Raw genomic sequence first — 12,080 nt, 5'->3', positions numbered from 1 at the left:
GGCTGATTGTCTTTGCCCGGCAATTTCGCTATGGATTTGGCGAATTTTCCGGGAAACACGATCATGACGCTGACCACCATTCTTGCCTATGCCACCGCCCTCTTCATTGCTGCCGCCATTCCCGGCCCCGGCATGACGGCGATCGTGGCGCGGGCGCTGGGATCGGGCTTTCGCGAGACCTTCTTCATGGGTCTCGGGCTGATACTGGGTGACATGATCTATCTTACCGGCGTGATATTGGGGCTCGCCTTTGTGGCGCAGACCTTTCAGGAGGCTTTCATGATCCTGAAATTCGCGGGCGCAGCCTATCTTCTCTATATCGCCTGGAAGCTCTGGACCGCCGGCCTGTTGCCGCAGGATCTGAAGGCTAAAAAAAGCTCCAGCATGTCCATGTCGTTCCTGTCCGGCCTGCTGATCACGCTCGGCAACCCGAAAACCATGCTGTTTTATGTGGCGCTGGTGCCGACGCTGATCGATATCCGCATGATCGGGCCATCGGAATATGCGACACTTCTTGCCCTGACCTTCGTTGTGCTGATGGCCGTTCTCCTGCCTTACATCCTGCTTGCGGCCAAGGCACGCAACCTGCTGAAACGGCCAAGCGCCCTGACGATCCTCAACCGTACGGCGGCCGGCATTCTTGCCGGAACGGCGACCATGATCGCGATCCGCAGCACCTGAAATAAATTCGTGCGCCGATCACACTTTCCGTAAAATTATTCCTGTCATTTCGCTATATTAGGACGAACGTTCGCTAGCCTGAGAGGGCTATTGCTCCTATTCTGCCGCTCAAATCTTGCGGTCTTCATACAGGAGAGCATCATGCCCGAAGCCAGAAAGCCCGGACGCGGACGCGTCTATTCCTCGATCACGGAAACAATCGGCGACACGCCGATCGTGCGGCTCGATAAGCTGGCGAAAGAAAAGGGCGTGAAGGCCAACCTGCTCGCCAAGCTGGAATTCTTCAACCCCATCGCTTCGGTGAAGGACCGCATCGGTGTTGCCATGATCGAAGCGCTTGAGGCGCAGGGCAAGATCACCCCCGGCAAGACCACGCTGGTGGAGCCGACCTCAGGCAATACGGGCATCGCGCTCGCCTTCGCCGCCGCCGCCAAGGGTTACAAGCTGATCCTGACCATGCCGGAAACCATGTCGGTCGAACGCCGGAAAATGCTGGCCCTGCTGGGCGCCGAGCTGGTGTTGACCGAAGGTCCGAAGGGCATGAAGGGCGCGATCGCCAAGGCGCAGGAACTGGCCGAGACCCTGCCTGACGCCGTCATTCCGCAGCAATTTGAAAACCCCGCCAACCCGGATATTCATCGCAGAACGACCGCGGAAGAAATCTGGAACGATACCGAGGGTACCGTCGACATTCTCGTCTCCGGCATCGGCACCGGCGGCACGATCACCGGCACGGGTCAGGTTCTGAAATCCCGCAAGCCAGAGGTGAAGGTTGTCGCGGTCGAGCCGGCCGACAGCCCGGTTCTTTCCGGCGGGAACCCCGGACCGCACAAGATTCAGGGCATCGGCGCCGGTTTTGCACCCGCGATCCTCGACACCGGCATCTATGACGAAATCGTCACCGTAACCAATGACGAAGCTTTCGAAATCGCGCGTCTGGCGGCGCGGCTCGAAGGCGTGCCGGTCGGCATTTCCTCGGGTGCGGCACTGGCTGCGGCCATCAAGGTTGGCGCACGTGAGGAAAATGCCGGCAAGAACATCGTCGTCATCATTCCTTCCTTCGCGGAACGTTATCTTTCGACCGCGCTTTTCGAAGGGCTTGGACTCTGACCATGCCATCCGGTGCGCAGTCGCGCACCCAATGAGTGAACATTTCGATATGCCGCCGGCTGCCGGTGGCATATCGGTTTTAAGACGCCTTGCATTCAGCCACGCCCGTGCGAGGCTCTTCAAATCTCTTTTTGGCTGTCCTTATCCCAAACGACCAGCAACGCGAATATGCAAGCATCACGGTTCTAGGCCGCCACCGTCAGCCTTTCGCCTGCGATACGATAGGAAACCGCTTCCGCCACATGGATGCGGCCGACGGTCTGCTTGCCATCCAGATCCGCAAGCGTGCGGGCAACCTTGAGACTGCGATGATAACCACGCGCGGAAAACTTCAGCCGCTCGGCGGCATCGCGCAACAATTGCAGCCCGGACGCATCCGGTTCGGCATATTTTTCGATCAGCGTCGTTGTGCAGCGGGCATTGGTGCGGATGGACGGGAACCCCGCCGCCGCATAACGTTCCTGCTGTGCAAGCCGAGCCTGGGCAACACGTGCGGCGACTACCGCACTTGGCTCGGACGCAACGGGTCGGATGAGATCGGTGGCGGAAACGGCGGGGACGTCGATGCGAATATCGATGCGATCCAGCAGCGGCCCGGAAATGCGGGCCTGATAATCGGCCACACAACGCGGGCCTCGGGCGCAAGTGAAGCCCGGCTCTCCCGCCATGCCGCAGCGGCACGGGTTCATGGCAGCCACGAGCTGAATTTCGGCGGGATAACAGACGCGATGGTTGGCCCTCGCGATGATGCATTCGCCGGTTTCCAGCGGCTGGCGCAACGCATCCAGCACCTGCGGCGAAAACTCCGGAAATTCATCCAGAAACAGGACGCCGTGGTGGGCAAGCGAGGCCTCACCCGGCTTGGCGCGCAAGCCGCCGCCGATCAGCGCCGCCATGGTGGCGGAATGGTGTGGCGTGCGAAATGGTCTGCGGTCCGAGAGCTTGCCGCCCGATAATTGGCCAGCAATGGAATGCACCATCGATACTTCCAGCAGTTCCGCCACCTCCAGCGGTGGCAGGATGGAGGGCAAGCGGGCGGCAAGCATCGACTTGCCCGAACCGGGCGGCCCGACCATCAGCAGATTATGACCGCCGGCAGCCGCCACCTCCAAAGCGCGTCTGGCGCTTTCCTGTCCCTTGATATCCGCCAGATCCGGCAGATTGACCGGATTGGCGCGGATGGCGGGCGTGGGGCGCGACAGAAGCTGGGTGCCGCGAAAATGATTGGCGAGCGCGATGAGGCTGCGCGGGGCGAGAATATCGATACCAGCGCCGGCCCAGGCCGCTTCCGGCCCGCTTTCAGCCGGGCAGATCAGCCCTCTGCCCAGCGCATTGGCGCCGATGGCCGCCGGCAACGCACCCGAAACCATGCCTATCGTGCCATCGAGATTGAGTTCACCGAGAACCACATATTGGCTGAGCGCTTCCGCCGGTATGGCGCCCAGAGCGGCCATGAGGCCGAGAGCGATGGGAAGATCGAAATGCGAGCCTTCCTTGGGCAGATCGGCAGGCGCGAGATTGACGGTGACTTTTTTTGCCGGCAAGGCCAGACCCGAGGCATGCAGGGCGGCCTGCACCCGCTCCCGGCTTTCGGCCACCGCCTTGTCCGGCAGGCCGACAATCTGGATGCCGACCTTTCCGGGTGCGACCATGACCTGCACCTCAACGGGCACGCCCTCTATGCCCTGAAATGCAACCGTATTGACCCGTGCCACCATGGCCTGCCCCCGCAAACCGGCCGCGTCATCGGAACTTCATGTTCCATGGCAGCCACCCGCAAGCAACGTGCCACAGAGCAAAGAATAAAACAAGAACACCTAGAGAACAATTTCTCGCGGTCGATGTATTTTAGTTGTATCGAGTTGTACGCACAGAACAAACCGGGAGCGATTAAAACCGCTTCAGAAATCCTGAGCGTCGCGCTTTTTCTCGATCGCATCCCACAGCAGGCTTGCCACATCGGCGCCGCCGAATTTGCGCACTTCGCGAATACCGGTCGGCGAGGTGACGTTGATTTCCGTCAGATAATCGCCGATCACATCGATACCGACGAAAAGGAAACCGCGCTCGCGCAGAGCAGGACCGATGCGGCGGCAGATTTCCTTCTCCCGCGCCGTCAGTTCCGTCGGCTCCGGCCGGCCACCGGCATGCATGTTGGAGCGGGCATCGTTTTCCGCCGGCACGCGGTTGATCGCACCCACCGGCTCGCCATCCACCAAGAGGATACGCTTATCGCCCTTGCGGACATCCGGCAGGTATTCCTGGGCGATATAGGGTTCGCGGAACATCTGGCCGAACATTTCCAGCAGGGAGGAGAAATTGCGGTCGTCACGCGCCGAATGGAACACGCCCGCGCCGCCATTGCCGTAAAGCGGCTTGAGGATGATATCGCCCATCTCATTGCGGAAGCGGGCGATCTCGGCCACATCCTTGGTGATCAGCGTCTTCGGCATCAGATCGGCGAATTCCGTGACGAAAATCTTCTCCGGCGAATTGCGCACCCAGGCGGGATCATTGACCACCAGCGTCTTGGGATGAATACGCTCCAGCAGGTGTGTGGAGGTGATATAGGCCATGTCGAAGGGCGGGTCCTGGCGCAGATGGATGACATCCATGGTCGATAGATCGACCCGCTCCGGCTCCGACAGGGAGAAATGGTCGCCCTTGATGTCACGCAGTTCCATTTGCTCGACGGTGGCGTAAATCTTGCCATCGCGCATGGAAAGGCGCTCGGGCGTATAGTGGAACAGCCGATATCCGCGCGCCTGCGCCTCGAGGCTCATGGCGAAGGTGGAATCACCGGCGATGTTGATGCCGGAGACATGATCCATCTGGATCGCGACGTTCTTGATCTTCGCCATGCGCATGTTCCTCTTGCAGCATGCGGACGCTTCGCCGGCCCGCCGTGCCCATTGCCTCGTCTTTTCACAGTTCCCGGCAGGACCGGGAGAGACCCCGGAAATGCTTCAGAAAACCCGAAAGATGTAGGGCAGCGACCATTCTAACGCAACTGCTGCAAGCGGTGGTTCGTGTGAGTTTTATTGAACCTTCACAATTCCGCCGGCGGAGCAGCACAGGCCCGCCGGCCGGGAGGTGAAAACAGGGTTCAGGCCGCGAGCTTGTAGGAGCGACCGGCAAACAGCTTGTTCTTGACGCGATAGGCAAAAGCCAGCGCGGTGGGGAACGGACGGCGCATGAAGGCGACCTTGCGGACATAGTCATCCACCCGCCAGGTGGCCCATGTTCCCGCAGGAAAATAAGCGACATCGCCGACCCTGAGGATGCTGACCGAGCCGTCTTCGGCCGTCACATGCACCTCGCCTTCCAGAATATAAACGGTCTCATCCCAGCCGAAGAACCAGCGGAATTCACCCGCCGTGCAATCCCACATGGCCGTGCTGGAAGCGCGGTCACCGCTTCGGGAATGATCCGCCGCGCGTGCCTGAGGGTTGCCGGAAATGATCCAGTCCGGATTGATGGGGGCCGGCTGAAGCCGCAGATCGGTGCAGGAGGCGCTGACGACCGCTTCGTCTTTTCGTTTGCGCAGATAGGCCGGCAATATCGGCACCGTGCGGATTGCCATGGTTGCGGCTGCCGCGAACATCATTTTGAACGACATATGAGAAAACCCCCGTGAAATATTGGAGGTCTTCTATCATCGGGATCGTAACAAAGCGGTTTTGACAATCGGCGCAATTTTAGTCATCGCGCCGATTTCTGCGCTGCGCTCAGGCCGTCGCCAGCTGAGCGGACTGCACACCCAGCTGCTCCGCCTTGCCGGCAATGCGCTTGCCGGTTTCGCTGGAGAAGAAATGCAGCTTTTCCGGCGCGATCGTAACCGACAGCGCGGCGGGAACCTCGACATCCGGCGGGAAAGCGATTGTCAGGTTCTGGTCGCCGACCGCGCCGTGGATAAGGCGCTGCGAACCCAGCTCTTCGATATAATCGACGCGAAGCGCAAAACCCTGCTCGCCTGCCGCAGCGAGACGGAAATCCTCCGCCCGCATGCCGACCGTCACCGGCCCGGAGGTGGGCGCGAAACCATTGAGCGCAAACAACGATGGACCGATGGCGAGGCTATCACCATGCAATTCGGCATTCAGCAGGTTCATGGCGGGGGAGCCGATGAAGCTTGCGACGAAGGTGGAAGCCGGCGTGTGATAGACATCCAGCGGCGCGCCGATCTGTTCGATGCGACCGCCATTCAGCACTACCAGACGATCGGCCAGCGTCATGGCCTCCAGCTGGTCGTGGGTGACATAGATGGAGGTGGTGCCGAGACGCTTTTGCAGCCGCTTGATCTCACCGCGCATGGAAACACGCAGCTTGGCATCGAGGTTGGAGAGAGGTTCGTCGAACAGGAAGGCCGCCGGCTTGCGCACGATGGCGCGCCCCATGGCGACACGCTGCCGCTGGCCGCCGGAAAGGGCGCGCGGCTTGCGGTCCAGATAGGGTTCAAGCTGCAGCATGCGCGCGGCTTCGGCCACACGCGCATCGATTTCCGTCTTCGCTGTCTTGCGGTTCTTCAACCCGTATTCGAGGTTCTCGCGCACCGACATATGCGGGTAAAGCGCGTAGTTCTGGAAGACCATGGCGATATCGCGATCGGCCGGATCGGTCTGGTTGACGACCCGGTCGCCGATCTTCACCGTACCCTCGGAAATATCCTCGAGGCCGGCGACCATGCGCAGAAGCGTGGACTTGCCGCAGCCGGAGGGGCCGACGAGAACGATGAACTCGCCATCGCGGATGTCGATATCGACATGATGTACGGCGCGCACGCCGCCGTGGTAATCCTTGCAGACCTGACTGATTTCTATCGCGGCCATTTCGGTCTCCTTATTTATCGCTTTCGGTCAGGCCCTTGATGAACCAGCGCTGGAAAATGACGACGATCAGCACCGGCGGCAGCATGGCCAGAACGGCGAGTGCGAAAGCTTCGTTGTAATCGGGAATTTGCGAACCGACCCAGACCTGCAGGATCGACTTGATGCCGCGCATCAGGGTGAAGAACTTCTCGTCCGTCGTCATCAGCATGGGCCAGAGATACTGGTTCCAGCCATAAACGAACATGATGATGAAGATCGCCGCCATCATGGTGCGCGACAACGGAATGAGCACGTCGATGAAGAATTTCACCGGCCCTGCACCATCGATGCGGGCAGCTTCCAGCAGCTCTTCCGGAACCGATTTGAAGAATTGCCGGAAATAAAAGGTGCCGGTTGCCGAGGCGAGAAGCGGCACGATGAGGCCGGTATAGGAATTCAGCAGGCCGAGTTTGCTCATCACCTCATAGGAGGGCATGATGCGCACTTCGAGCGGCAAGAGCAGCGTGGTGAAAATGATCCAGAAGGCGAGGGTCGCGAAACGGAAGCGGAAATAGACGATCGCATAGGCCGCCGTCATCGACAGGACGATCTTGCCGACGGCAAAACCGATGCCGAGGATCAGCGAATTGATCACCATGTTGAGACCCGTGATCTGCCCGGTGAAGCCGCCCTTCTGCGTCAGCACCTTTTCATAGGTCTCGACGAAATTGTCGCCCGGGATGATCGTCAGACCGCTGCGGTGGATTTCCGCTGCGGTGTGGGTGGATGTCATGAAGGCCACGACGACGGGCAATATCAGAAACAGCGCGCCGAGGATCAATACCAGATGATCGAGAGGTCTCGTCTTATACATGGTCTTCTCCCTCAATTGTAGTGGACGCGCTTTTCGATGAAGCGGAACTGGATGACGGTGAGAACGAAGACGACCAGCATCAGAATGACGGACTGGGCCGAGGAACCACCGATGTCATTGCCGCGGAAACCATCGAGAAACACCTTGTAGACCAGCGTGATGGGATTATCCGCCGCCTTATCCTTCACCATCACGTCGATGACGCCGAAGGTATCGAACAGCGCGTAGGTGATGTTGATGATGAGCAGGAAGAAAGCCGTGGGCGCGAGAAGCGGCATGATGACGGTCCAGAACCGTCGGAAACCGGAGCGGCAATCGATTGCCGCGGCTTCGCGCACGGAAACCGACACGCCCTGAAGGCCGGACAGGAAAAAGATGAAATTGTATGGGATCTGCTTCCAGACCGCGACGACGATCATGGCTGTAGCGGTATCGAAGTAGTTGAGACCGACCTTCATGTCCCAGCCGAAGACCGCGGCCAATTTGACGAAAGGCCCGATATGCTGGTCGAAAAGCATCATGCCGATGAGGCCGGCGACCGGCGGCGCGATGGCATAAACGGAAATCAGCAGCGTCTTGTATGTCGAACTGCCGCGAATGACCGCGTCGGCCTTGACGGCGAGCAGCAGGCCGAGCGCCAGCGAAAAGAAGGTAACCAGCACGGTGAAGACAACCGTGAATTTGGCGATGCTGAGATATTCCGGGTTGAATATCGCGTCCGAATAATTGGCGAAGCCCACAAAGGATGCGCCGAAGCCGAAGGGATCTTCGATATAAAACGAGGATTGCACGGCCTGAACGGACGGCCAGTAGAAGAAGATGAAAATCACCGCAAGCTGCGGTGCAAGAAACAGATAGGGCACGTAGGACGAGGAGAACTGCACGCGCTTCATGCCGGCTTCTGCGGGCTTGGCGGGTTTTCCAGCCTTTGCGGACCGACCGGACAAAAACCGGCGCGGTTGAGACGATGTATAGGCCACGCTTGCGCCTCCTTCATCCGGAAGCGAGCCTCCCTTCCATCGGAAAGGAGGCTCGACAACGATCATTGGTTTCGAAAAGATCGATCAGCCAGCCGTCTTGGCGAAGCGGGCCAGAAGGTCGTTGCCTTCCTTCTCGATGATCTCGAAAGCAGCCTTCGGCGTCACTTCGCCCGAGAAGATGCGGTTATATTCACGTTCCATGACGGCGCGGATCTGCGGGTAGAAACCGAGACGGTAACCCTTGGACCACTCGCCACCCGGCAGCGACAGCTGCTGGATACCAACTTCTGCGACCGGCTTTTCCTTGTAGTAGCCTTCAGCCTTGGCCTTTTCGTAAGCGGCCTTGGTGATGGCGACGTAACCGGTTGCCTTGTGGTAGAAGACCTGGATTTCCGGCGAGGTCAGGAACTGGAAGAAGTCGGCCACGCACTTGTTTTCGGCTTCAGACTTGCCCGACATTGCAAAGAGAGCAGCGCCGCCGATGAAGGAGTTGGTGCCGGCACCCTTGATGGAGCCCCAGTAGGGAAGGAAGGTTGCCGAGAACGGCATGGTCGCCGTCTTCTGCAGACCGCCGAAGGAACCCGAAGAACCGACCCAGAGCGCAACCTTGCCTTCTTCGAAGGGCTTCTGGTTGTCGTTCCAGCCGGCGCCGTAATAGGCGAACAGGCCCTTGTCCTTCCAGTCTTTCAGCTTTTCGAACATCATGACGAGGTTCGGGTCGGTGACCTTGAGCTTGGTGTCGCTCACGCTGTCGTAACCGTTATTGTTGCTGGCGAACTGGATGTTGTTGCGGGAGAAGAAGTTCTCCGTGAACTGCCAGGTCAGCTGCGACTGGACGAGCGGGATATAACCGGCTTCCTTCAGCTTCGGCGCGACCTTTTCGAACTCTTCCCAGGTCTTCGGTGCCTCGACGCCAGCCTTTTTCAGGGCTTCGTCGTTGATGTACATGATCGGAGCGGAGGAGTTGAACGGCATGCCGACGAACTTACCGTCAGCGGCAGCGTAGAAATAACGCACGCCGTTGATGAAGGCGTCACGGTCGAACTTGTAACCGGCCTTGTTGATGAGGTCTTCCGCAGGAATGACCGCGCCCTTGGCGTTGATGATGGTGGCGGCGCCGGCATCAAAAACCTGGAGGATGTTCGGCTGTTCGCCCGAACGGAAAGCAGCGATGCCGCTGGCCAGCGCTTCTTCGTAGGAGCCCTTGGAAACCGGCGTCAGAGCGCATTCCTTCTGGGCTTCGTTGAACTTCTGGGAAACTTCGTTGATGACTTCGCCGTTACGGCCACCCATGCCGTGCCACCAGGTGATGTTGGTCGCAGCCATGGAAGACGTCGCCGAAATGCTGACCGCCACTGCGGCCATGGAAATCTTCTTCAACATTACTAATTCCTCTCCACCATTTATTGGGATGAGGATGCGAATAGAGACGTTCCATGACGCCTCTTTAACAGTTTCATGTCAGATTTGTTACAGAACCCGCTAATAGACTGCGTTGCCTCAAAAACGCATATCTCAGACGTCGCCGCGTTTTATCGGACGGGCCGGATTTCCCACCACCGTCGCACCCTCCGGCACATTACGCGTCACCACCGAACCGGCGCCGACAATCGCCCCATCACCAATGGTGATACCCGCGAGAAGGATCGCCCCGCCACCGATCCAGACATCTCGGCCAATCGTGACCGGCCTTGCGATTTCAATGCCTTGCGAACGCGGAACGGGATCCAGATGGTGTTCGGCGCAATAGATCTGCACGGCGGGCCCCAGCATCGCACCGTCGCCTATCCGCACAGGTGCGGAATCGAGAATGACGCAGCCGGCATTGAGATAGACATTCGCGCCGAGGGTGATGTTGAGGCCATACGCACAATGAAACGGCGCTTCGATAAATGCCCCTTCTCCGGCCGAGGCAAAAAGTGTCCGCAAGGCTGGCGCCATGGAACCGCGCTCGTCCGGCGGCATGGTATTGTGCTGGTGGACGGCCCGGCGCGCCTGCCGGCGCAGCACATCCAGCTCGGCATCCATGCAGCTATACCATTCGCCCGCGGCCATTTTTTCCCGCTCGGTGGACATGGTCTTCCTTCTCCTCAAAAGGCGTCGATGAAATGTTGCGGCAGGCGTCGCGGCAGAACGGCGACGATATCAAAGCGCAGCGAAAACCGCCCGGCATCGTTGCGGCGGGCAAGCCAGAGATCGGCGGCCGCGCGAATACGCTGCTGCGAACGGAAGCCAACGGCATCGACCGCGCTAAGGCCAGAGCGCCGTGCCTTGACCTCGATGATGGCAATAACATCCCTCTTGCGAGCGATGAGGTCGATTTCCCCCAGCCGGGTGCGATAACGAATGGCGAGGATACGATATCCCTTCGCCAGCAGATAGAGTGCGGCCCAATATTCGGCGGCATGGCCGCGCCGCTCGGCTTCTCGTCTTTTATCGCTTCGTCCGTCAGCGGCCATCCGTTTCCTTCATATCCAGCAGCCGCTGATAAAGCTCCTTGCGCGGCAGGCCTGTCAGCTTCGCCGCTTCGCCGGCAGCCTTGGCGGCAGACATGGTGGCGACGAGATCCTTCAGGAGCTTCTCGACATCCTCGATATCGGGAATTTCGTCATAAGACGGCGGCTCCACCAGAAGCACAATCTCGCCCTTCACCACACGGTCGCCATCATAATAATCCGCAAGTTCGCCCAGCGAACCGCGCCGGAACTCCTCGAAGGTCTTGGTCAGTTCGCGGCAGACCACCGCGCGGCGATCGCGGCCGAGCACCTCCGATGCCACCTTGACGGAGGCGCTGATGCGATGCGGCGATTCAAAAAAGATCAGGGTCGCGGGGATTTTCGCCAGCTCGGCAAAACGGTCGCGCTTGCCGCGATCCTTCACCGGCAGGAAGCCCGCAAACAGGAAGGCATCGCTCGGCATGCCCGAACCGACAAGGGCGGCGAGCGGCGCGGATGCGCCCGGCACCGGCACCACGCGATGCCCGGCCTCGAGTGCCAGCTGGCCGAGGCGATAACCGGGATCGGACACGAGCGGCGTTCCGGCATCCGATACCAGCGCCACGGATTTTCCGGCCTCCAGCGCGGCGATGAGCTTCGGCCCAGCCTCGTTTGCATTGTGTTCGTGATAGGCGAGCGGGCGGGTACGAATGCCGTAACGTTCAAGCAGGATACGGGTGACGCGGGTATCCTCACAGGCGAGAACATCGGCCGAGGCCAGCGTTTCCAGCGCGCGGATGGTGATATCGCCGAGATTGCCGATGGGGGTGGCCACAAGATAAAGCGCCGGCTCCAGCGGCCGGGCCGGAATGGTGGCCGTGCCGATCCTGAATTCCTTCGCTGCCTGTCTGGCATCGCTGCTCGATATTTCCTGCGTCACACGGCTTCCAATCATTCTGGCCGATCCCTGCCGGCCGGTCGCTCCGGTTTTCCCCTTTATGGGCAATAGAAAACCGGCGAACAAGGTCCATCGGCGGTCCCAACCTGTGGATCATGTTGTATAGCAGCAAAATGAGCCGTGGCAGATGCACTCGGCTCTTGCATTTTCTGCAATAACTCTGCCATTTTGCCCGTCCACATTGTCCGGCTTTTGGCCGGTGAAGACTCTTCTTGCCGATCCGGCGGTGGCCGG

General features: G+C 59.7%; 11 protein-coding genes and 1 pseudogene. 2 read left to right on the top strand and 10 right to left on the bottom strand.

Annotated elements, in window-relative coordinates; genetic code table 11:
• Positions 1 to 63: 63 nt before the first annotated feature.
• Positions 64 to 681: a LysE family translocator gene (locus O3S81_RS06395; RefSeq protein ID WP_269341656.1), complete on the top strand. Its 618-nt coding sequence runs from the start codon at positions 64 to 66 to the stop codon at positions 679 to 681.
• 141 nt (positions 682 to 822) lie between these two features.
• Positions 823 to 1,791: a cysteine synthase A gene (gene cysK / locus O3S81_RS06390; protein ID WP_269341655.1), complete on the top strand. Its 969-nt coding sequence runs from the start codon at positions 823 to 825 to the stop codon at positions 1,789 to 1,791.
• A gap of 185 nt (positions 1,792 to 1,976) precedes the next feature.
• On the opposite strand, the gene O3S81_RS06385 is transcribed toward cysK, so the two are convergent.
• The 10 genes and pseudogenes from O3S81_RS06385 to rsmI form a co-directional block, all read right to left on the bottom strand.
• The gene (locus O3S81_RS06385) at positions 1,977 to 3,509 is read right to left on the bottom strand and encodes a YifB family Mg chelatase-like AAA ATPase (protein WP_269341654.1); all 1,533 of its coding nucleotides are present in this window, start codon (positions 3,507 to 3,509) and stop codon (positions 1,977 to 1,979) included.
• A 183-nt stretch (positions 3,510 to 3,692) separates the two neighbouring features.
• A complete protein-coding gene (gene gshB, locus O3S81_RS06380; protein WP_269341652.1) occupies positions 3,693 to 4,652 on the bottom strand; it encodes a glutathione synthase in 960 nt (319 codons plus the stop codon).
• Positions 4,653 to 4,897: 245 nt separating this feature from the next.
• Entirely contained in the window at positions 4,898 to 5,410 is a 513-nt protein-coding gene (locus O3S81_RS06375) for a cupin domain-containing protein (protein WP_269341651.1), read from the bottom strand.
• A gap of 109 nt (positions 5,411 to 5,519) precedes the next feature.
• On the bottom strand, positions 5,520 to 6,620 hold the full coding sequence (locus O3S81_RS06370; protein WP_269341649.1) for a sn-glycerol-3-phosphate import ATP-binding protein UgpC: 1,101 nt from the start codon (positions 6,618 to 6,620) through the stop codon (positions 5,520 to 5,522).
• A 10-nt stretch (positions 6,621 to 6,630) separates the two neighbouring features.
• Positions 6,631 to 7,473, bottom strand: coding sequence for a sn-glycerol-3-phosphate ABC transporter permease UgpE (ugpE, locus tag O3S81_RS06365; RefSeq protein WP_269341647.1), 843 nt, complete (start codon positions 7,471 to 7,473; stop codon positions 6,631 to 6,633).
• An 11-nt stretch (positions 7,474 to 7,484) separates the two neighbouring features.
• The gene (locus O3S81_RS06360) at positions 7,485 to 8,453 is read right to left on the bottom strand and encodes an ABC transporter permease subunit (protein WP_269341645.1); all 969 of its coding nucleotides are present in this window, start codon (positions 8,451 to 8,453) and stop codon (positions 7,485 to 7,487) included.
• A gap of 84 nt (positions 8,454 to 8,537) precedes the next feature.
• Positions 8,538 to 9,836 carry an extracellular solute-binding protein gene (locus tag O3S81_RS06355; RefSeq protein ID WP_269341643.1) on the bottom strand — a complete coding sequence of 433 codons (1,299 nt, stop codon included), beginning with the start codon at positions 9,834 to 9,836 and terminating at the stop codon, positions 8,538 to 8,540.
• A gap of 132 nt (positions 9,837 to 9,968) precedes the next feature.
• Positions 9,969 to 10,520, bottom strand: a pseudogene (locus O3S81_RS06350) (sugar O-acetyltransferase); the annotation flags it as partial.
• Between the two features lie 23 nt (positions 10,521 to 10,543).
• On the bottom strand, positions 10,544 to 10,912 hold the full coding sequence (locus tag O3S81_RS06345; protein WP_269341640.1) for a YraN family protein: 369 nt from the start codon (positions 10,910 to 10,912) through the stop codon (positions 10,544 to 10,546).
• The gene (gene rsmI / locus O3S81_RS06340) at positions 10,902 to 11,843 is read right to left on the bottom strand and encodes a 16S rRNA (cytidine(1402)-2'-O)-methyltransferase (protein ID WP_269341638.1); all 942 of its coding nucleotides are present in this window, start codon (positions 11,841 to 11,843) and stop codon (positions 10,902 to 10,904) included. The genes O3S81_RS06345 and rsmI overlap by 11 nt, the downstream gene beginning before the upstream one ends.
• Between the last annotated feature and the right edge of the window lie 237 nt (positions 11,844 to 12,080).

It is taken from the genome of Agrobacterium sp. SOY23, assembly GCF_027212525.1.
GTDB classification, from domain to species: Bacteria; Pseudomonadota; Alphaproteobacteria; order Rhizobiales; family Rhizobiaceae; genus Agrobacterium; species Agrobacterium tumefaciens_I.
The sequence above is the reverse complement of the archived record's forward strand: the minus strand, read 5'-3'. Positions and strand labels throughout refer to the sequence as shown.

Bases quoted from the DNA above. Each gene is read 5' to 3' on its own strand.
- gshB (WP_269341652.1), bottom strand. From the start codon at position 4,652: ATGGCGAAGATCAAGAACGTCGCGATCCAGATGGATCATGTCTCCGGC.
- O3S81_RS06355 (WP_269341643.1), bottom strand. From the start codon at position 9,836: ATGTTGAAGAAGATTTCCATGGCCGCAGTGGCGGTCAGCATTTCGGCG.
- cysK (WP_269341655.1), top strand. From the start codon at position 823: ATGCCCGAAGCCAGAAAGCCCGGACGCGGACGCGTCTATTCCTCGATC.
- O3S81_RS06385 (WP_269341654.1), bottom strand. From the start codon at position 3,509: ATGGTGGCACGGGTCAATACGGTTGCATTTCAGGGCATAGAGGGCGTG.
- O3S81_RS06395 (WP_269341656.1), top strand. From the start codon at position 64: ATGACGCTGACCACCATTCTTGCCTATGCCACCGCCCTCTTCATTGCT.
- O3S81_RS06375 (WP_269341651.1), bottom strand. From the start codon at position 5,410: ATGTCGTTCAAAATGATGTTCGCGGCAGCCGCAACCATGGCAATCCGC.
- rsmI (WP_269341638.1), bottom strand. From the start codon at position 11,843: ATGATTGGAAGCCGTGTGACGCAGGAAATATCGAGCAGCGATGCCAGA.
- ugpE (WP_269341647.1), bottom strand. From the start codon at position 7,473: ATGTATAAGACGAGACCTCTCGATCATCTGGTATTGATCCTCGGCGCG.
- O3S81_RS06370 (WP_269341649.1), bottom strand. From the start codon at position 6,620: ATGGCCGCGATAGAAATCAGTCAGGTCTGCAAGGATTACCACGGCGGC.
- O3S81_RS06345 (WP_269341640.1), bottom strand. From the start codon at position 10,912: ATGGCCGCTGACGGACGAAGCGATAAAAGACGAGAAGCCGAGCGGCGC.